At 40.4% G+C, this 19,919-nt stretch carries 20 protein-coding genes and 3 pseudogenes; 6 read left to right on the top strand and 17 right to left on the bottom strand.

Annotated features, from left to right (window positions below; all coding sequences use genetic code 11):
• Positions 1 to 447: 447 nt before the first annotated feature.
• The 8 genes and pseudogenes from ACOMA9_RS09410 to ACOMA9_RS09375 all read right to left on the bottom strand — a co-directional run bounded on the left by ACOMA9_RS09410 (position 448) and on the right by ACOMA9_RS09375 (position 5,704).
• On the bottom strand, positions 448 to 897 hold the full coding sequence (locus tag ACOMA9_RS09410; protein ID WP_247906262.1) for a type 1 periplasmic-binding domain-containing protein: 450 nt from the start codon (positions 895 to 897) through the stop codon (positions 448 to 450).
• Positions 876 to 1,379, bottom strand: a complete 504-nt coding sequence (locus ACOMA9_RS09405; RefSeq protein WP_247906263.1) for a LacI family DNA-binding transcriptional regulator — start codon at positions 1,377 to 1,379, stop codon at positions 876 to 878. The genes ACOMA9_RS09410 and ACOMA9_RS09405 overlap by 22 nt, the downstream gene beginning before the upstream one ends.
• 25 nt (positions 1,380 to 1,404) lie before the next feature.
• Positions 1,405 to 2,223 (bottom strand): annotated as a pseudogene (locus ACOMA9_RS09400) (HAD family hydrolase).
• Positions 2,224 to 2,415: 192 nt separating this feature from the next.
• Entirely contained in the window at positions 2,416 to 2,889 is a 474-nt protein-coding gene (locus ACOMA9_RS09395) for a sigma-70 RNA polymerase sigma factor region 4 domain-containing protein (protein WP_151379785.1), read from the bottom strand.
• A 216-nt stretch (positions 2,890 to 3,105) separates the two neighbouring features.
• Positions 3,106 to 3,531, bottom strand: coding sequence for a transcription antitermination factor NusB (gene nusB, locus ACOMA9_RS09390; protein WP_003037723.1), 426 nt, complete (start codon positions 3,529 to 3,531; stop codon positions 3,106 to 3,108).
• Positions 3,524 to 3,913, bottom strand: a complete 390-nt coding sequence (locus ACOMA9_RS09385) for an Asp23/Gls24 family envelope stress response protein (protein ID WP_006269324.1) — start codon at positions 3,911 to 3,913, stop codon at positions 3,524 to 3,526. The genes nusB and ACOMA9_RS09385 overlap by 8 nt, the downstream gene beginning before the upstream one ends.
• A 110-nt stretch (positions 3,914 to 4,023) precedes the next feature.
• Positions 4,024 to 4,584 (bottom strand): elongation factor P, encoded by a 561-nt coding sequence (gene efp / locus ACOMA9_RS09380; protein WP_003026309.1) that lies wholly within the window; start codon positions 4,582 to 4,584, stop codon positions 4,024 to 4,026.
• A 58-nt stretch (positions 4,585 to 4,642) separates the two neighbouring features.
• Entirely contained in the window at positions 4,643 to 5,704 is a 1,062-nt protein-coding gene (locus tag ACOMA9_RS09375; RefSeq protein WP_151380093.1) for a M24 family metallopeptidase, read from the bottom strand.
• Positions 5,705 to 5,851: 147 nt separating this feature from the next.
• On the opposite strand from ACOMA9_RS09375, the pseudogene ACOMA9_RS09370 reads away from it, so the two are divergent.
• Positions 5,852 to 6,607: pseudogene (locus ACOMA9_RS09370) on the top strand (hypothetical protein).
• A 37-nt stretch (positions 6,608 to 6,644) separates the two neighbouring features.
• On the opposite strand, the gene uvrA reads toward ACOMA9_RS09370, so the two are convergent.
• A complete protein-coding gene (uvrA, locus tag ACOMA9_RS09365; protein ID WP_421425340.1) occupies positions 6,645 to 9,470 on the bottom strand; it encodes an excinuclease ABC subunit UvrA in 2,826 nt (941 codons plus the stop codon).
• Positions 9,471 to 9,592: 122 nt separating this feature from the next.
• Between uvrA and ACOMA9_RS09360 the strand changes: the two genes are divergently transcribed.
• Positions 9,593 to 10,537: a magnesium transporter CorA family protein gene (locus ACOMA9_RS09360; RefSeq protein ID WP_003026319.1), complete on the top strand. Its 945-nt coding sequence runs from the start codon at positions 9,593 to 9,595 to the stop codon at positions 10,535 to 10,537.
• 15 nt (positions 10,538 to 10,552) lie between these two features.
• Entirely contained in the window at positions 10,553 to 11,230 is a 678-nt protein-coding gene (locus ACOMA9_RS09355; protein WP_003039764.1) for a DUF1129 domain-containing protein, read from the top strand.
• Between the two features lie 180 nt (positions 11,231 to 11,410).
• Here the strand turns inward: ACOMA9_RS09355 and rpsR are convergent, their stop codons facing one another.
• Genes rpsR through rpsF form a run of 3 tightly spaced genes read right to left on the bottom strand, consistent with a single transcriptional unit; the run spans position 11,411 to position 12,480 of the window.
• Entirely contained in the window at positions 11,411 to 11,650 is a 240-nt protein-coding gene (gene rpsR / locus ACOMA9_RS09350; protein WP_000068664.1) for a 30S ribosomal protein S18, read from the bottom strand.
• A gap of 36 nt (positions 11,651 to 11,686) precedes the next feature.
• Positions 11,687 to 12,178: a single-stranded DNA-binding protein gene (locus ACOMA9_RS09345; RefSeq protein WP_003039831.1), complete on the bottom strand. Its 492-nt coding sequence runs from the start codon at positions 12,176 to 12,178 to the stop codon at positions 11,687 to 11,689.
• 11 nt (positions 12,179 to 12,189) lie between these two features.
• Positions 12,190 to 12,480 (bottom strand): 30S ribosomal protein S6, encoded by a 291-nt coding sequence (gene rpsF / locus ACOMA9_RS09340; protein ID WP_003026325.1) that lies wholly within the window; start codon positions 12,478 to 12,480, stop codon positions 12,190 to 12,192.
• A gap of 267 nt (positions 12,481 to 12,747) precedes the next feature.
• On the opposite strand from rpsF, the gene ACOMA9_RS09335 reads away from it, so the two are divergent.
• Genes ACOMA9_RS09335 through ACOMA9_RS09325 form a run of 3 tightly spaced genes read left to right on the top strand, consistent with a single transcriptional unit; the run spans position 12,748 to position 15,078 of the window.
• Positions 12,748 to 13,791 (top strand): GtrA family protein, encoded by a 1,044-nt coding sequence (locus ACOMA9_RS09335; RefSeq protein WP_421425319.1) that lies wholly within the window; start codon positions 12,748 to 12,750, stop codon positions 13,789 to 13,791.
• Positions 13,788 to 14,693 (top strand): phosphodiester glycosidase family protein, encoded by a 906-nt coding sequence (locus ACOMA9_RS09330; protein WP_421425316.1) that lies wholly within the window; start codon positions 13,788 to 13,790, stop codon positions 14,691 to 14,693. The genes ACOMA9_RS09335 and ACOMA9_RS09330 overlap by 4 nt, the downstream gene beginning before the upstream one ends.
• Positions 14,668 to 15,078, top strand: a complete 411-nt coding sequence (locus tag ACOMA9_RS09325; RefSeq protein ID WP_070670199.1) for a hypothetical protein — start codon at positions 14,668 to 14,670, stop codon at positions 15,076 to 15,078. The genes ACOMA9_RS09330 and ACOMA9_RS09325 overlap by 26 nt, the downstream gene beginning before the upstream one ends.
• A gap of 234 nt (positions 15,079 to 15,312) precedes the next feature.
• Here ACOMA9_RS09325 and ACOMA9_RS09320 read toward each other — a convergent pair whose 3' ends face one another.
• From ACOMA9_RS09320 to metF, 5 genes and pseudogenes are all read right to left on the bottom strand, one after another.
• Positions 15,313 to 15,915 carry a histidine phosphatase family protein gene (locus ACOMA9_RS09320; protein ID WP_003030549.1) on the bottom strand — a complete coding sequence of 201 codons (603 nt, stop codon included), beginning with the start codon at positions 15,913 to 15,915 and terminating at the stop codon, positions 15,313 to 15,315.
• Positions 15,916 to 16,509: a histidine phosphatase family protein gene (locus tag ACOMA9_RS09315; protein WP_330945345.1), complete on the bottom strand. Its 594-nt coding sequence runs from the start codon at positions 16,507 to 16,509 to the stop codon at positions 15,916 to 15,918.
• An 11-nt stretch (positions 16,510 to 16,520) separates the two neighbouring features.
• Positions 16,521 to 17,363: a Cof-type HAD-IIB family hydrolase gene (locus ACOMA9_RS09310; protein ID WP_421425312.1), complete on the bottom strand. Its 843-nt coding sequence runs from the start codon at positions 17,361 to 17,363 to the stop codon at positions 16,521 to 16,523.
• Between the two features lie 12 nt (positions 17,364 to 17,375).
• Positions 17,376 to 18,845 (bottom strand): annotated as a pseudogene (locus tag ACOMA9_RS09305) (glycoside hydrolase family 1 protein).
• Positions 18,846 to 19,041: 196 nt separating this feature from the next.
• Entirely contained in the window at positions 19,042 to 19,896 is an 855-nt protein-coding gene (gene metF / locus ACOMA9_RS09300) for a methylenetetrahydrofolate reductase [NAD(P)H] (RefSeq protein ID WP_270207613.1), read from the bottom strand.
• Positions 19,897 to 19,919: the final 23 nt, after the last annotated feature.

The following is a 19,919-nucleotide window of genomic DNA, read 5'->3' as shown; positions in this document are numbered from 1 at the left end:
GGCTTTGAACAAGGCCTTATATGATATCAATCACCGACCACGAAAATGTTTAGCTTACAGAACGGCTTGTGAAGCTCTAGTGGATGAGTTAGAGTAAATGTTGCACTTATTCTTGCAATTTATCATATCAAAAATTCCCCTAACAGAATTCTATATTCTGTCAGGGGAATTGCTATAGAATACAATCAAGAAACTTTTTAAGGATTCGTTTTTTATCTCTTAAATTTAATTTCACTAAACACATCCTTTCGTAGCTTCTAAAATCCAGTTTATGCCTGTCATTCTAAATTCGTGATATCAGCCGTTTCTAGGCTTAGATCAAACACAACATTCCTACATCAAAGTTATCAGGATTGACTTCACTCTAATGAGACTTTGCATCACCTCAAATAAAAAACGATACAAGTTAGACTACAAACAATATCTTTTTGCAAAACTACAGAATTTTCACCGTTCTATAAATTCCGATTTGAGTACAATGGTTCTTTTCTCTTCAGATAAAACCTGCTTGAAACTTTTCTGACCCAGCTGATAGGATTTGTTGTCTATGGTAGAGAGACCCAAGAGACGTCCGGCCAGCATATTTTCTTGCCCCATAATGAAGGGTAGCTGTTTCCCAGCTTCCTCATAAACCTGCAAAAACCCTGCTGCCATGTCATCCCCATTTGAAAAAATACAGTCAATCTCCGGGTGTTGCCAAAGTTTGGAAGCTTTCTGATAAGCATCCTCTTCTATAGCAACTCCTTCGATAATCACCGGTTCATGCTCCAATCCGTAGACTTCATCATAAGCCTCTCTGACCATACGATAGGTGGAACTGCGTTTGTCTTTACGAGTGAAATAAGGGCTAAATGTTGATAACCCAGTTCCTTCAACTAGCGAAAAGCTTCTCTGCAAGCTGGTTTGCGATCCACATAGACACTACTCAGTTGAGAATGATTTACCGTTTCTAAGCAGACAATATTTCCGTACTTAGCATAGGAAGCAATGGTTTCCAAATCTATGCTTCGTGAGGTGAAAATCAAATGATCAAAAGCCTGACCTCGCAATTGTTCCAGGTACTGAATCTCTAGTTCTTTATCATACTGAGACAGCAAAAGCAGCAAATTATAGGCACTTCTCTGCGCTTGATCCAACATGCCGTTGATGAGCTTGGTAAAATAAGTGTGACGCACATGAGGAATGACTACACCCACTTTATAAGTATTGCCCAAACTCAGTTCTTTTGCGACTAGATTTGGAGTATAGTCCAGTTCTCTGACAATTTGTAGGATTTTCTCCCGTGCCTCATCTGACACATATGGGTGATTGTTGAGCACGCGCGACACACTGGACACCGAATAGCCGCTCAACTTCGCTATTTCTCGAATATTGGTCATCAAGTTCCTTTCTGATTTTCAACACTTAACTGACGAGATACCTGTGAATTCCGTAACCAACTCCGTCCTCATCGTTACTCTTGGTAATTTTAAAAGCATGTGCCTTCACATCCTTAAAGGCATTGGCCATGACAATCGGAAAGCCAACCAATTCTAGCATCGGAATGTCATTGTGACCGTCACCAAAGGCAGCCGTTTCTTCTTTTTTTAGATTTTCTTTCCGACTAATGTAATCAATCCCTGATGATTTTCGAGCTTCTTTGCTAGTGATTTCTAAATAAAATCGACCAGAACGCAGAATTGTAACACTAGTTAGTCCTAGACTATTCAGATAAGCCTGCAAATCTTGCATTTCTTCCTCTTCAAAGCTAATCATCATGATTTTAAAAAGATTATCACAAGCTGAAAGAAAACAATCTTCATCATGAACTTGGGTCGGTGCCTGATGAGTCAAGTCGTATTCGTAACGAATTCCTTCATCTATTGTATCACAATACCAATGATTCAAGTCATAATAACTGAGACTGACCTGTGGAAAATGCTACCGCACAGCCTGTAAAATCGTTGCCGCGGTCTGCTTGAAAACAATCTTGGTGTGCAGCGGATGAATTTGATGATTGACAACCTCATAAATTAAACCACCATTAAAGCCCACTTGCGGACCTTGCAAACCCAACAATTCAATAGCCTCACGCATCTCCATTGGCGCACGCGCAGAGACCAGCGTAATCGGAATGGCTGCTCTGCGAATGCATCTGGCATTCCTTTCGGAAACTTGCCCCTTTGAATTTAAAAGCGTCCCATCCATATCAGTAAAAATACGTTTAATCGTTCTTGTTTGCATGATTTTTCTCTCCTTTTCTTTATGGATTTGCGCTCCACTCCAAGTTCAAATCTTATTTCTTCGCTAGCTTGACTTCATTGTACAATCTGGAACGCGTTTCATGTCAAGAGGAAAATGAAAAAAAGTGAATTAAATCTTCTAGAGGTAGCAAAATGAAAATGACCTTTGAAAAGGGGAAAGTTCAGACTTATCTTAATCGCTATAGTCCTTTAAGTAGACCCTTAATTCTCGAATCATAGCTTGGCGGCCTTTGAACCGTTCATCAGCTAGTAAGCGCTCGTACTGCTCTTGTTTCTCTGGACTCAGTTGAACTTGATAGCTCTTTAGCTGGTCTCGGAGAATCACCAGTTCATCCAGATACAACTCTTTCAGGCTGAGCTTGTGACCAATCTCGCTCACTTCTTCATAAGCTTGACGGTCGAGTTTGCGTTTTTGGCTTTCCTGTTTACGGAGGATGTCCAGGATATGATTGCGGAACTTGGTCTTATAGTAAACATAGAGCTGATGATCTTCTTCTACTAGCTGCGGATAGCGACTTACCAACTGATAGAGTACTAACATACCCTCTTGGTCCCAATCGCTTAATTCCCACAGGTGGACATAATATTCCCTCCGACACTTCAGCACAATTCCTCTCACCTTGGCATATAACTCCTTGAACTCCATTTCCTTCTCCTTCCTTTTACTTACCTTTTAAGGATAACATGAAGGAGAACCCTTTGGTTTTCTTCTATCTATTTTTTATCTTAGTGCATCTCTTTTGGGTCTCGTGAGCAACATTCCTGTCACTTCAGAGGTTTTCTGAAACTGTTCAGCGAAAAAAATTGAAAAAGAGAGAACGAAATTCGTCCTCTCAATTCTATGTTCATTTCTTCTTAAAAGTTATTCTATAACAAATTTACTCAAAATGCCATTGATAAACTTGCTCGATTTTTCATCTGAGAATTTTTTAGATAGCTCAATTGCTTCATTGATTGCGACTAGTTGAGGTGTATCAAACTCTGTCATCTCAAACAATCCCAAGCGAAGAATATTTTTTTCTATCAATGTAAGACGTTCCAAAGTCCAACCTTCTTTTAGGTACTGGCTAAGCTTGTCATCCAACTCGTTTTTAGACTGTTCAACACCCGTGACGAGGTTCAATAAAAAGGCTGGAATTTCCACATCAGAATCGTTTGTCATATCTTTATCATAGAGATATGCAAAACGACACGCTTCTACAATATCTTTTTCATATTCCAAACTCATTAATGCTTGAAATGCACGTTCACGTAGTTCTCTTCTTGCTTCCAGTTGTACATCAGTCATTGAGGAAATCCTCATCGAACAAATCTTTTAAATCTGGTTTTGGTGTTTTTTCAGGCACAATACCCGCCACATGGATGTTCACTGCGGATAATTCAACTTCTGCCATATCAGAAACAGCACTTTTAACGGCTTTTTGAATAGCAACAGCTACTGCTGGCACCCCGACACCGTATTCTAAGTATAAATAAATGTCAACAGTTACTTCGCCATCACTGGCGGTATGAAGATAGACGCCACGTCCTAAAGAACGTTTTGCAAGACTGTCAGACATGCTTTTATTTGCGAAAGAGTAAACACCGTCCACTTTAGCCGTTGCAATGGCAATAATTTTTTCTAAGACACGTGGTGCGATAACGATTTCGCCTAATTGTTCAGTTACCATAACTTGTCCTTTCTTAAGACACAAAGACATTCAAGGAGTCTGCACAATATTTGTCAGGCTCTCAGTCTGAGTTTGATAGTAATTTAAGAACTTCTAGTTCTTAGCATAAATTATGCACGAGAAACGTAAGTTCCTTCTTGCGTATTGATAATCAATTTTTGCCCAACTTCGATAAAGTCCGGTACGTTGACCACAAGACCTGTTTCAAGAGTAGCTGGCTTACCAGAACCTGTTACCGTTGCTCCTTTAATAGAAGGTTGTGTGTCTGTTACGACTAATTCTACAGTCGTTGGAACCGTAACACCGATAACTTCGCTTCCGTAGAATTGAATTTTCACTTCTGAATTTTCAAGGATAAATTTCAATTCTTGCTCTACATTTGCTACTGGGATTTCATATTGCTCAAATGACTCTGTATCCATGAAATAAGCCGTGTCATCCATTTGGTATAAGTACTGTGCTGGACGTGTTTCAATAATCGCTTGTTCAAATTTTTCTTCTGGACGGTAAGTTGTATCAAAAGTTGAACCTGTACGTACATCACGTAGTTTCATACGCATAACAGTATTCCCTTTACCTGGTTTATGGTGGCTTGCTTCAAGGACACGAATCAATTTCCCATCCGTTGTTTCAAACGTCATACCAGCTTTCAGCTTACTTGCTTCAATCATTATTATTACCTCTTTTAAAATAGATTTCTCTTTATTTTATCATAAAGATTGACAATTCTCAAATTACAATTAGCTCTTTTGGGGAAAGGGTCAATACTTCGCAACCTGTTTCCGTGATGACAAGATCATCTTCAATCCGCACACCGTATTTTCCGTCCAAATAAATGCCTGGCTCATCTGTTAAGACCATACCCGCTTCAATCGGCTCAGAGGACTTACCAAAGTAAGGAATTTCATGAATATCAAGACCAATCCCATGCCCAATCCCGTGCGTGAAATATTGTCCGTAACCTGCATCGTTAATCACTTTGCGCGGTACTTGATCAAACTCAATACGACTCATACCAGCTTTCGCCGCTTCAATCAGAGCTTGGTTGCTCCGTAATACAATATCGTAAATCTCACGCTCCTCATCCGTCACATGACCGACATGAATAGTTCGCGTCATATCGCTGACGTAATGCTTGTAGTAGCAACCAAAATCCATGGTCAACGTCTCACCAGTCTGGATTACCTTCTCACTGGCAACCCCATGCGGCATGGCAGAGCGGTAACCTGATGCAATAATAAAGTCAAAAGAGGCTCCTGACGCGCCAAGTTGCCGCATGCGAGCATCTAAAAAGTTCATAACTGCCAACTCAGTTGTCTCACCTGGTTTGATAAAGTCTAATACATCTAGAAAGGCTTTATCTGAAATTTGACAAGCTTTTCGAATCGTATCAATTTCTTCTGCATCTTTTATCATGCGCAGATTCTCGATGAAACTGCTCATAGGTATCAGTTCATAGGCTGCAAATACGCTTTTCAGCATTTTGAAGTAGGCATAGGACACTTGATCATCAAAGCCAATTTTTTCTAATTTATCGTCCCTAATGATTTTAGCGATTTCCCCCAAAGCATCACGCGTTTCAATAATATCAAATCCTTTGACCACACCTTTGGCAATCAAGGTATAGCGGGAATCTGTCAAAAAAATCCGTCGCGTTTTGCTAATGAAAACTGTCGCTTCTGTTCCGCTAAAACCCGTTAGATAGTAAATATTCTTCAGATTGGTTACTAAAACAGCATCACACTCTGTCTGTTTTAAGGCTACTTCAAATTTTTCAACTCTTGATAACATGAGAAAACCTCCGTAAAATGATTCAATTTATTATAGCAAAAAAATACCGAAAATAATACAATCTATATAATTAGGATTAGATGAAATTGACATTTGAAAGCGCTAAATGTATAATTTTTATTAAACAAGAAAGAATGAGGTAACGATATGAATAAAACAGAATTACTGTTACAAAGACTAGATGAGATTGGTTAGTCTCTAAAAGATTCGAAACAAGCACTAGCTTTGCTGGCACTTGGTTCTTGCGGAACAGAAAGAGAACGATTAGATCAATACTCAGATTTATACTTCTTTGTTATTGTAAAAGATGGCTACAAGCAGACCTATATCCAAGACCTAACCTGGTTAAGTAAGCTAGAACCAATTGCATTTCACTACCAAAATACAGTGGACGGACATAAAGTTCTATTTGAAGATGATGTTTTTTGTGAATTTGCTGTCTTTGAAGCTCATGAACTAGTAAACATTCCCTTCACTGAAGGCAAGATTATCTAGAAGGAGGTCGGTTTTGATGAAACAATCTGTCAGCCACAAAGACTGCCATCAAAAGAAAACAGAGACCGTGAATGGCTGTTGGGAGAAATTTCATGTAATCTATATTTAGGGCTAGGTCGCTATCAGCGAGGCGAAAAATTAGCTACTTATGATTTCATCCAAAACAGATCCGTCAAGCTTTGGACTGAACTAATCAGTTTGGAAACAACTTCTAGATCTAATTTTATAGATATCTTTAATACCAACAAACGATTTGAAGAAGGTTATCCCAAGGAAGCCAAGCAATTGCCTCACTTTTTGCAAGGTTACGAACGCATTTCTGAGTCTGCTCAAGCACTCCTAGAATATCTGGATAAACACTATCCTCTTAACCCATTTATAAAAGAAAAAATTCGTAATTTATTATAAAAAAGACTCTGCCTAAAAAAGCAGAGTCTTTTAAATCTTATTTTAACTTTCCTTTTAGATACTGGCCAGTATAGCTAGCAGAGTTTGTAGCTACTTCTTCTGGTGTGCCAGTTGCAATAATAGTACCTCCACCAATACCACCTTCTGGTCCAAGGTCAATAATGTAATCGGCTGTCTTAATAACGTCCAAATTATGTTCGATGACGAGAACCGTGTTGCCATCGTCTACAAAACGTGATAGCACTTGGAGAAGTTTCGCAATATCCTCCGTGTGCAGACCTGTAGTTGGTTCATCCAGAATATAGAAAGACTTACCTGTTGAGCGCTTGTGAAGTTCGCTGGCTAGTTTCATCCGCTGAGCCTCCCCACCAGAAAGAGTTGTGGCTGGTTGTCCTAACGTTACATATCCTAGTCCTACGTCTTTAATCGTTTGTAATTTGCGCTCGATTTTCGGAATATGTTTGAAGAATTCGACTGCGTCATTGACTGTCATATCCAAAACTTGTGCGATATTCTTATCCTTATAATGCACTTCCAGAGTTTCACTATTGTAGCGAGTGCCGTGACAAACTTCACAAGGAACGTAGACATCAGGCAAAAAGTGCATTTCAATCTTGATAATCCCATCTCCAGAGCAGGCTTCGCAACGTCCGCCTTTGACATTAAAACTGAAACGTCCTTTTTTATAACCGCGAATTTTGGCTTCATTAGTCTTAGCAAAGAGGTCACGAATATCATCGAAAACCCCAGTATAAGTAGCAGGATTGGAGCGAGGAGTCCGTCCAATCGGGCTTTGGTCAATATCAATCAAACGATCGATATGCTCAATGCCTGAAATCTTTTTAAATTTCCCTGGTTTATCTGAATTTCGATTGAGCTTTTGCGCAATCGCCTTTTTCAAAATCGAATTAACCAGAGTAGACTTTCCGGAACCAGAAACCCCCGTCACAGCAATGAATTTCCCTAAAGGGAAACGAGCTGTGATATTTTGCAAATTGTGCTCTTGCGCACCTGTGATTTCAATAAAGCGCCCATTTCCAACTCGGCGTTCTAGCGGAACTTCAATCTTGCGTTTACCTGACAAGTATTGACCTGTAATGGATTTTTTGTTTTTCGCAACTTGATCAGGCGTGCCTGCCGCAACAATTTCGCCACCGAAAACACCTGCTCCAGGTCCAACATCAATCAACCAATCAGCCTCGCGCATGGTGTCCTCGTCATGTTCAACCACAATGAGGGTATTACCCAAATCACGCATTTTTTTGAGACTGGCTATCAAGCGATTGTTATCCCGCTGGTGTAGACCAATAGAGGGTTCATCCAAGATATAAAGAACACCACTGAGATTGGAACCAATTTGAGTTGCCAAGCGAATCCGCTGACTCTCACCACCCGACAGCGTACCTGCAGAACGAGATAGGGTTAGATAATTAAGTCCAACATTATTAAGAAAAGTCAAGCGATCTCGGATTTCTTTGATAATCGGCGTTGCAATGGCCACTTCATTTTCAGTCAAAGTCAGATGAGAAAGTAATTCTAAATGATCTGCAATAGACAAATCAGATACTTGGCCAATATTAAGACCACCTTCACCCCCCACTTTAACAGACAAGGCTTGTGGATTCAGTCGATAACCATGGCAGCTTGCACACGTCAGCTCATTCATATAAAGCCGCATCTGGGTACGGGTGAAATCACTATTGGTCTCATGATAGCGACGGTTGATATTGGTCACGACGCCTTCAAAAGGAATGTCAATATCTCGCACACCACCAAATTCATTTTCATAATGGAAATGAAATTCTCGCCCTTCAGAGCCAAAGAAAATCAGCTGCCGCTCGTCTTCTGTCAGTTCCTCAAATGGCTTATCCATATCAATACCAAATTCGGTCATTGCCTGCTCTAGCATTTGAGGATAGTAATTTGAAGAAATAGGATTCCACGGAGCTAAGGCGCCTTCCCGCAAGGTTTTACTACTGTCAGGAACCACCATATCCAAGTCCACTTCCAACTTCACACCCAGACCGTCACAATCAGGACAAGAGCCGAATGGTGCATTAAAAGAAAAGAGGCGAGGCTCCAACTCAGGTACCGTAAAGCCACAGACTGGACAAGCATAATGCTCGGAAAAGAGTAATTCCTTGCCATTCATCGTATCAATCACCACGTAACCGTCCGCAATTCTTAAGGCTGCTTCAATCGAATCAAACAACCGACTGCGTACACCGTCCTTAATAACAATTCGGTCCACCACTACTTCGATATCGTGTTTTTTCGTTTTAGAAAGCTCTGGAACTTCTGTGACATCATAAATATCTCCGTCCGCGCGCACACGCACGTATCCGTCTTTTTGAATTTTCTCAAAAATTGTCTTGTGTTGCCCTTTTTTCTTGCGAACAATGGGTGCTAGGATTTGCAACCGCTGACGCTCTGGCAATTCCAAAACTTGATTGACGATTTGTTCCACAGAAGAAGCAGTAATAGCTCCATGCCCATTGATACAGTAAGGAGTACCCACACGTGCATAGAGCAAACGAAGGTAATCGTTGATTTCTGTTGCTGTTCCAACCGTTGACCGCGGATTCTTGCTGGTCGTTTTTTGGTCAATAGAAATAGCTGGACTAAGTCCGTCAATTGAATCCACATCTGGTTTTTCCATATTGCCCAAAAATTGGCGGGCATAGGCAGACAAACTTTCTACATAGCGACGTTGCCCCTCTGCATAGAGAGTGTCAAAAGCTAAGCTAGATTTGCCTGAACCAGACAAACCAGTCACGACAACCAGCTTGTCCCGCGGAATCGTAACATCAATATTTTTTAAATTATGAGCTCGTGCTCCATGAATGATAATTTTATCCTGCATTCTTACCACACTTTATTTTAAACTTCTTTTTATTATAACAAAATTTTCTACAATCTTTTACCCAAAAACTCGGAATTTTATAGTATAATAGTACGGTGTGCAAATAACTGAAGGAGGAAAACATGAAACAAGTCTTTCTATCAACAACAACTGAACTTAAAGAAATTGATACGCTTGAGTCGGGGACTTGGATCAATTTAGTCAACCCTTCTCAAAGTGAGTCTACTGAAATTGCCAACGCCTTTGACATTGATATTACGGACTTACGAGCACCCCTTGACGCAGAGGAAATGTCTCGTGTTACCATTGAAGATGAGTACACCCTGATTATCGTGGACGTTCCAATTACAGAGGAGCGAAATAATCAGACTTACTATGTAACCATCCCTCTAGGGATTATTATTACCGAAGAGGCGATTATTACCACCTGTTTGGAAAAACTCCCTTTATTGGATATTTTTATCAATCGACGACTGCGTAATTTCTATACTTTCATGCGTTCGCGCTTTATTTTCCAAATTCTTTACCGAAACGCCGAGCTGTATTTGACAGCGCTGCGCTCCATTGACCGCAAGAGTGAGCAGATTGAAAGTCAACTGCACAAGTCCACTCGCAATGAAGAATTGATTGAACTCATGGAGCTTGAAAAAACGATTGTCTATTTCAAAGCGTCCTTAAAAACCAATGAGCGTGTGATTAAAAAATTAACTAGCGCTACAAGCAATATTAAGAAATATTTAGAAGATGAGGACTTGCTGGAAGATACACTCATCGAGACCCAGCAGGCGATTGAGATGGCAGATATTTATGGAAATATCTTGCACAGCATGACCGATACATTTGCTTCTATCATTTCAAATAATCAAAATAACATCATGAAAGCTCTGGCTTTGGTGACAATTGTCATGTCCATTCCAACCATGATTTTTTCAGCCTATGGAATGAACTTCAAAAACAATGACTTGCCACTCAACGGGGAACCGCACGCTTTTTGGATTATTATTTTTATCGCCTTTGCGATAAGTGTTTCTCTGACTGTTTACCTTATTCACAAAAAATTATTTTAATTAAAAGGAGATCTTATGACACAAGTTTCTTTGGATAAACTCAGCAAAAAGAATCAAGAATTCATCCGCATCGCAACCCATCAACTCATCAAAGATGGAAAGACAGACGAAGAAATTAAAGTTTTACTAGAAGAAATTATTCCCACGATTCTTGAAAATCAAGCAAAAGGAATTACCGCTCGCGGACTTTATGGAGCACCTACTGTTTGGGCAGCCAATTTCTCAGAAGCAAAACAAAAAGAAGCTCAGACCGTTCAAGAAAATACCAACCCGTATCTCATGATTATGGATGCTTTCTTATTTGTCTTTAGTTTATTTGCTATCTTAAATAGTAGTGTTAACTTATTCTCCAAAAATCCTAGCAATTATGGTATTGTGACGATTGTACTTGGTAGCGCGGTGGGGGCACTCGTATTTTACGGAATGTATTACTTTATTTACCGTTTTTATTATGCCGACCAAGACCAAAGTCAGAAGCCACCATTCTTCAAATCGCTTCTTATCATTTCAGCTGCTACGATTTTGTGGGCTGTTGTTCTTTACGGAACAACCTTCCTGTTGCCAGCAGTTTTAAATCCAAAACTACCAAATTTATTTATCCTAGTATTCGGCGGAGGAACCTTAGCCCTTCGTTTCTATCTCAAAAAGAAATTCAATATCCGCAGTGCTTTAACCGCACCAAGACAACTTTAGTCATATTTTTATTAAAACATCCGCTTGTTTCAACAGGTGGATGTTTTGAATAAGATTTGATAAATATTTTTAGTAACCGTTTCAAATAATTTTAAGCATAAGAAAAGCAACCTATTTAATTGCTGATTGAGTTTTAAAAAATGAGCATGAATCTATGAAATTCATGCTCATTTTTATATTTTAGTCTTCGTTTACGAAAGGCATCAAAGCCATTACGCGAGCGCGTTTGATAGCTGTTGTTACTTTACGTTGGTTTTTAGCTGAAGTTCCGGTTACACGACGAGGAAGGATTTTCCCACGTTCTGAAACGAAACGGCTAAGAAGCTCAGTATCTTTGTAATCAACATATTCAATCTTGTTTGCTGCGATGTAATCAACTTTTTTACGGCGTTTAAATCCGCCACGACGTTGTTGAGCCATGTTCTTTCTCCTTTATATATTTATTCTGTTTGTCCATTAAAATGGTAGATCGTCATCTGAGATATCCATTGGATTGGTATTCCCAAATGGATTTTCATCACGAGAAAAGTTGGGTACTTGGTTAACAGAAGTTGAGTTCCCAAAATTGGAAGATGAATTTCCGAAGTTATTAGAAGTATAGCTACCAGAAGATTGACCTTCACGGCTGGCACGGCTTTCTAACAATTGGAAATTATCAGCTACCACTTCTGTCACATAGACACGTTGACCTTGCTGATTTTCGTAGTTACGTGTCTGAATACGACCAGTAATTCCGATGAGTGCTCCTTTTTTAGCCCAATTTGCAAGATTTTCTGCCTGCTGACGCCAAATCACAACGTTGATAAAATCTGCTTCTCTCTCGCCACTTTGATTTTTAAAGTTGCGATTGACAGCAAGAGTAAAAGTTGCGACCGCTTGATTTTGCGGAGTATAGCGAAGTTCGGCATCTCGGGTCATACGACCCACAAGTACAACGTTATTTATCATAGTAACCCTTCTTATGCGTCAAGTTTGACGATCATGTGACGAAGAATGTCAGCGTTGATTTTTGAAAGACGGTCAAATTCATTCAAAGCGACAGCATCTTCAGCTTCAACGTTCACGATGTGGTAAAGTCCTTCACGGAAATCTTGGATTTCGTATGCAAGACGACGTTTTTCCCAGTCTTTTGATTCAACAACAGTTGCACCGTTGTCAGTCAAGATAGAGTCAAAGCGTGCTACCAAAGCGTTTTTTGCTTCTTCTTCAATGTTTGGACGAATAATATAAAGAATTTCGTATTTAGCCATTGATTTTTCCTCCTTTTGGTCTAATGACCCCCAGACATTGCAAGGGGTAAGTGAGGTTTTCTCACGAATAACTATTATACTAAACATTCTGGGAAATAGCAAGAAAAATTCGATTTTTGTTTTTGTAAAAAGCACAGTTTTTTCCTATACTCCATTACCCATTCCACTTCAAAACCTTAAAAAAAGCTGATATCAGTTAGTTTTAAGCTATGCTCTATATACTGTTGTGTAAATTTTCTATCACTTTTCTAAGAAAGGAGTAAACGCATGAACTATTTAGTCATTCCTGCTTACAAACCTGACCTTCATCTTATTCATTTGTTGCAAAAGGTGAAGGAAAAGAGCTCGCTGCAAATCATCGTGGTAAATGACGGCAGTCCAGCTAACGATGATTCCATTTTTCGAGAAGCACAGAAATATGCTACTATTCTATGCCATACAACAAATCAAGGGAAAGGGCAAGCGCTGAAAACAGCTTTTTCTTATATCGATTCCTTAGGTCAATATGGGACAGTGGTCACAGCTGATGCAGACGGTCAACACAAAGTCTGGGATATTTTCCGAGTGAGCAAAAAGGCTCAAGAAAACCCTAATCGGTTGATTTTGGGAACTCGATCTTTTTCTGGCAACATTCCTTTACGTTCGGCTTTTGGAAATAAATTAACACGATTTCTGTTTAAGCAACAGACTGGTGTTTCCGTGACAGACACCCAAACAGGACTTCGCGGATTTACAACCAACATGATTCCATTTATGTTGGAGGTTGAAGGGCAGCGTTATGAATATGAAATGAATATGTTACTAGCTGCTTCCAAAGAATACCCTATCATTGAAGTTCCAATTGAGACGGTTTATATCAATGACAATCAAGCTTCTCACTTTAGACCGGTACGAGATGGGCTTATGATTTATAAAGATATGTTTAAATTTGCTCTTTCTTCAATTAGTAGTTTTTTGGTTGACTATATCGTCTATGCGCTAGCCCTTTTGGTGCTTGCTGCGGTACCAACTAGTCTCAAAATTTTACTGGCAAACGGAGTGGCTCGTGTCACGAGCTCGATTTTCAATTATTCCGCAAATAAAAAACTGGTCTTTAAAAATAAAGACAGTGTCGCCAAAACAGGGACTGGTTATTTCGGTTTAGCCTTGGGCCTGTTTATCCTTGACACCCTTTTGATTAGACTCTTTTATGCCAGCTTCGGTCTCAATTTGCTGATTGTTAAAATCATTGTCGGAGCGTTGCTCTTTTGCCTATCTTGGCTCGTGCAAAAAAAAATTATTTTCAAGGAAAGGACTCATACCTTATTATGAAATTATTTAAAAAATCCTATGCTTATGCCAGTCTCTTTGGTATTTTGCTAACAGGATCATTTACCTATTCAATGCTAAAAACCTTTGTCTTGTCAGAGTCTATTACAACTGTAAAATCTTCTTCAAGCTCGACAAGTACAACTGCTGCTAAAGCCACAACAAATGCTACAACGACTGATACAAGCTATAAAGACGATAATATTTCAGTAAAGATTACTACAAAAACCGTCAGCAACACGAAAGTGTACATTGCAGATATTACGGTCAGCTCGCCTGAATATCTCAAAACCGCTCTAGCGCAAAATACTTATGGAAATAACGTGACTGCTAAGACTTCTGTCACAGCAGCCAATAACAATGCCATTCTTGCTATCAACGGAGACTACTACGGAGCCAACACGACTGGCTATGTCATCCGTAACGGTGTTGTCTATCGAAATACCGTACGAGAAGATGCTAGCAACAGTGACTTAGCAATTTATAAAGACGGGAGCTTCGGAATTGTTTACGAAAATGATGTTTATGCTGATGACTTGGTTAAAAAAGGTGTTGTAAACCTTCTCGCTTTTGGTCCAACTTTGGTTGAAAACGGTAAGATTGCTGTTTCAAGCAATTCGGAAGTGGGGCAATCCATGTCTTCCAATCCGCGTACAGCTATTGGAATGATTAAAAAAAATCACTATATTATCGTTGTATCAGACGGTCGAACTTCAGAAAGCGCGGGACTTTCTCTCTATGAACTCGCAGAAGTTATGAAATTTTACGGGGTGAAAACAGCTTATAACCTTGACGGAGGAGGATCGTCTACTCTTTACTTCAATGGTAAGGTCATCAATAAACCAACAACAAACGGAACAATTTCAGAAAGGGCGGTGAGTGACATTGTCTACATCGGTTACTAAAGCAAGCAAGAAACGGTTCAAAAAGACAGCCGTTGTCTATGCCTTAATCACAATATTTTTCTTCATTTTTAGTCGTATTTACGAGCACTTCAGCTTTGGTGAGACTTCAGTTTATATGCATTATCTCTTTGGAGTGCCACTAATAGGAGGAGTGGTGCTTCTGATTTTCCAAAAAATGATTCCTAATCTTTCACGGCTCAGTCTCAATCTTTGGAATTCTGCGGTCGCAACCATTGCTACGGGTGTGCTCTTTCGTGGCATTGTCAACCTGTCTGGACGCTCCACCACAATGGACCTCCCCTACTGGTACGTAGGAGTAGGACTTGCTGGATTAGCCCTACTCTCCATAATCTTCACCAGAAGCGTGTGGGTGACAGAAGAATAGCTTTTATAATATTGCAGATCTCGAAAAATTCTTCGAGATTTTTCGTAAAATACTTGAGCTCAGGATAGTTTACTAATGCAATCACCTACAGAAAAAGGAAATTTGAGAAATTACATATAAAAAGAAAGAAAATGATGGTTTTGGTCATCATTTTCTTTCTTTTATTCAACTATTAAACAGTCACTCTATGCTATTTTCTCTATAAGAGATTAAGCGATAATAAGTAAGTTGCCGTTACAAGTCATAGACCGTTTTAGCCAATGGGTCAATAACTTGTCGAAGCAGAAACTGGTCGTTTTCATATTGGTAATGACAAATGGCACAGTTACTGAAATAAATATTAGGATCAGGCAAATAGCCTACTTTTAGATAAAAAGCCCACATAGCGCCACCGTGACTGACGACCAATGTTGGATTCTCAACAGCAGGCGTTTTTTTCATGACTTCTGTCAGAGAGGTCAGCATGCGTTCTCCTACTTGAGCCACGTCTTCACCCCCATAAGGCACGTATAAATCTTCAAAAGACACCGCACCAGCTCGAAACTTAGGCTGCAATCTTTCTGGCTGAGCTTCAAAAAGTCCAAAATTCCACTCTTTCACCCCCTTGAGACGGGTGTAATCTGTTCGACCAGTCACAATTTCCAAGGTATCAGAAGCCCTCTCTTGAGTGGAAGAGTAGATACCGCCAAATTCAATGCCATTTTTCTCGAAAAAAGCTCGCGCTTGCTTGGCTTGCTCTATACCTAAATCAGTCAGCGGTGAATCACACACTCCCTGCACCAAGCCCTCTTGATTGAAAAAAGTCTGTCCATGCCGCATCAAATATAAATCTTTCATTTACGCTTCCTCCCAGCCGCTAAAATCGTGACCAATCACTTCTTCTAGGTAAAATTGGTCATGTCCAAAAGTAAACTTCAAAATACCACAATTTGTCATGTGACCCAACTCATCCAGTTGCCAATTATCTTTCCAAGCACGAGCAAAATTAGCCATAGCACCACCGTGAGATACCATGAGAACAGACTTGCCTTTCGTTTCTTGCATGAGCTGTAGGATGGTTGCAGCCGTGCGCTCTCGAACTTGGTCTTGAGATTCGCCACCATAGGTCACAAAAAAATCTTCATATGGCAAAGGAGGATTGAGGTCTTCACTTTCTCCTTCAAAGGTTCCAAAATTCCATTCCTTGAGGCCTTTAACTCGCTGATAAGGAAGACTACCATTTGTAACAATTTCTAAAGTATCGCAAGCTCGCTCAGATGTTGAGCTGTAAGCCGCATCAAACGTAATTCCTGCATTTTTAAAATATTGCCCAGCCACCTGAGCCTGATACACTCCTAAGTCCGTCAAAGGGGCGTCACACAAGCCTTGAATCCGATGCCGCTTATTGAATAAAGTTTGTCCGTGTCGCATCAAATAAAGTGTTTTTGTCATAAAATATTCCTCTAAAGAAGTTCTAATTTTTCAAAGGCATTGTAGAGACCGTCCTCGGCCACATCATCTGTCACCATATCCGCCATGGCTAATATTTCTGGGCCGCCATTGCCCATAGAAACCCCAATTTGACAATATTCCAACATCGGAATGTCAATCTTGGCATCTCCAAAAGCAATTGTATCTTCTTTTTTTGCCCCCAAATGCTCTAGCAGTACATCAATCGCATGTGCCTTCGTAATATCCTTAACTCTTAGATCGCCAAAGAGAGCTTCCTCTCCACGACCACCCCATGTACCAGCCTTGAGCTCTGGAAAAGCTTCCTTAGAGTCCAAGTGATCCTGATAAGAAGTGAGAATAAAGCTGATCTTATTCAGATCATCTCGGTAAAGCTCGCCACCAAAGACCATGCCGTGCATCACATCTTCAACCTCTTGATGTTCAACTTCCGCATCTGTTTTGCCTTTTTTCTTGGCATAAAGTTTCATGACCGGACGTGCTGCGTCACGAAAATGTTCACTAGCAAAGAGACCGTTGTTACTTTCTAAATAAAATTCCAATCCTCTCTCATGCAACCAGTCTACAACTCTCTTTTCCACTTCTAAAGGAATCAGCTGATGCATAATAACCTGGCCTTCATGCTCCACATAAGAACCATTCCCGCCAATCATACCGTCCAGACCAATATCCCAGATTTCCTGAGGCATTTCCGCATTACTACGTCCCGTACAGACATAGATCAGATGCCCATTTCCCCTCGCCTGACGAATAGCCTGAATAGCAGATTTTGGAATGCGATTGTCATAATCCACCAAAGTTCCGTCTACATCTAAAAAGATAATTTTTCTGCTCATCTGTTGACCTTTCTATTCTTCTAAGGCTGCTGCCCCGTTTGTTTCAATCACTTTCTGGTACCAGAAGAAGGAATCCTTGCGGGAGCGGTCATAACTTCCATTTCCTTCATCATCTGCATCCACATAGATAAATCCATAGCGCTTGCTCATCTCAGAAGTGGAAGCAGAAACCAAGTCAATACAGCCCCAAGGCGTGTAACCCATAAGCTCCACTCCGTCCTCAATCGCTTCGTACATTTGCTTAATATGCGCCTTGAGATAATCGATTCGATAGTTGTCATGAATAGCACCATCTGCTTCTATCTTATCCAACGCTCCCAGACCATTTTCCACGATGAAAAGTGGCACTTGATAGCGGTCATAGAGCTTATTGAGGGTAATGCGCAGACCCACTGGGTCAATTTGCCAACCCCAATCAGAGGCTTCTAGATAAGGATTTTTCTCTCCCATTGAGAAATTACCGGCAGTCTTTTCACCAGATGCTTCCTCTTGAGCGCGTACCACAGAGGACATATAATAACTAAAGGACATGAAATCAACTGGGTATTGTGCTAGAAGCTCCAAGTCACCATCTTCTATCTGCAATTCAATACCATTTTGTTTGAAAAAGCGTTGAGCATAACTTGGGTATTTCCCTCTGACTTGTACATCCGAGAAGAAAAGATTTTCATGATCTTTCTGAATCTCCTCCATGACATCCAAAGGATTGCAGGTAGCCGCATAAGCTTGCATACGAGCAAGCATCATACCGACTTTGAAGTCTGGGTTGATTTCTCGCGCTGCTTTGACTGCTAAACTGCTAGCTACAAACTGGTGATGTGCTGCTTGATACAAGTCTTGGAAATTTTGTTTCCCGTCTTCAAAAAGCAGTCCGCCGCCAACATAGCCAGAAATGCCCATAATATTGATTTCATTAAACGTCAGCCAATATTTCACCTTATTTTTATAACGTTCAAAAACTGTCCGCACATAGCGCTCGAAAAAGCCAATAACTCGGCGATCCTTCCAGCCACCGTACTCTAATGCCAAATGAATCGGTGTCTCATAGTGCGACAGGGTCACCAAAGGTTCGATGCCATATTTATTGAGTTCATCAAAAACTGCGTCATAGAAAGCCAAGCCTTCTTCATTAGGCTGGGTTTCATCTCACTTGGGAAAAATCCGGCTCCAAGCAATAGACAGACGGAAAGTCTTGAAGCCCATTTCCGCAAAGAGGGCGATGTTTTCCTTGTAACGGTGATAAAAGTCAGAGCCCCAGCGCTTAGGGTAGAGTCCTTCCTTGTCATTAAGAGCAGCTTCTACTTTTGCTTTGGTCATGGGCGCAGAGAAACCTTCTAAATTTTGACGTTCTTCAGGTCGCACTGCTTTAGCTGTATCCGATGTAGCCGGACCACGCCCACCTAAATCCCAGCCACCTTCATATTGATTGGCAGCAGTCGCACCACCCCACAAAAAGCCCTTCGGAAACCTTTTTTCTGTCATTTCATTCACCTCGTTCTTTGATTACTTCTATTATACTCTTTTTTGAAACCCTTTTCTTGTAGAATAGTCAGAAATAGTGATACTATTCTTTCATCACTTAATATTCCCTATCAATCAGAAAACCAAAAAGAGCGCATTTTCAGCACTCTTTTAAGGTTTCTAGCTCAACTGCAGAACAACAAAGGTCAGGACATCCTTACTTATCAAAAAATGTATGCGTCGCTTGATAAATTCGATGAGCAGTATCGGAATTGTTCATCGTATATAAATGAACGCCCGCCACATCTTGAGTGACTAAGTCAACAATTTGGTCAATCGCATAAGCTAATCCTGCTGCTCTGAGCGACTCTGGATCGTGTTCATATTTATCTAGAATAGAGCAAAATTTTCGTGGTAAATAAATGTTTTCACAGGTTTTGAGCAAACGTAGAACCTGATTACGGTTTAAAATCGGCATAATCCCTGCATGGATGGGCACTTCAATCCCTGCTAAGATACATTTATCTTGAAAATCGTAAAAGCTCTCATTATCAAAGAAAAGCTGTGTTAAAAGGCTGGAACAGCCGGCATCCACCTTCTTTTTGAGATTTTGGATATCTGAGATTTGATTGGGCGAGTCCGGATGACCTTCCGGATAGCAGGCCCCCACAATCTCAAAGTGAGGAGCTTCTTTCTTAATATACTCAATCAAATCTGTTGCATAGGTAAAATCTTTCTTTGGCTCCATATTTGGAAAAATATCTCCTCGAAGCGCCAATACTTTATGAACACCTACCTTATCAAGTGCTGTCAGAGTTTCTGTAACCATTTCCTTAGTCAGATAAACCGCAGGCAGGTGGGCAATGGTCGGGATGTGCAGGTCATTGCGGATAAAGTCCGCCAGACGCACCGTCGTTTCTTCAATATTGAACTTATTATTACTCGCTGTAACACTGATGAAATGAGGCACCAGATCCTGCATTTCCTTCAGGGCCGCCATAATCTTTTCATTGCCTACTGCTGGATTGGGAGGAAATACTTCAAAAGAGAGAGACGGGCTTTGGATAGACATGTTTTACAATTCCTTTGCTAATA

It is taken from the genome of Streptococcus atopicus, from assembly GCF_049166725.1.
GTDB classification, from domain to species: domain Bacteria; phylum Bacillota; class Bacilli; order Lactobacillales; family Streptococcaceae; genus Streptococcus; species Streptococcus hominis.
Note: the sequence above shows the minus strand (reverse complement) of the source record. Positions and strands in the feature narration are given on the sequence as shown.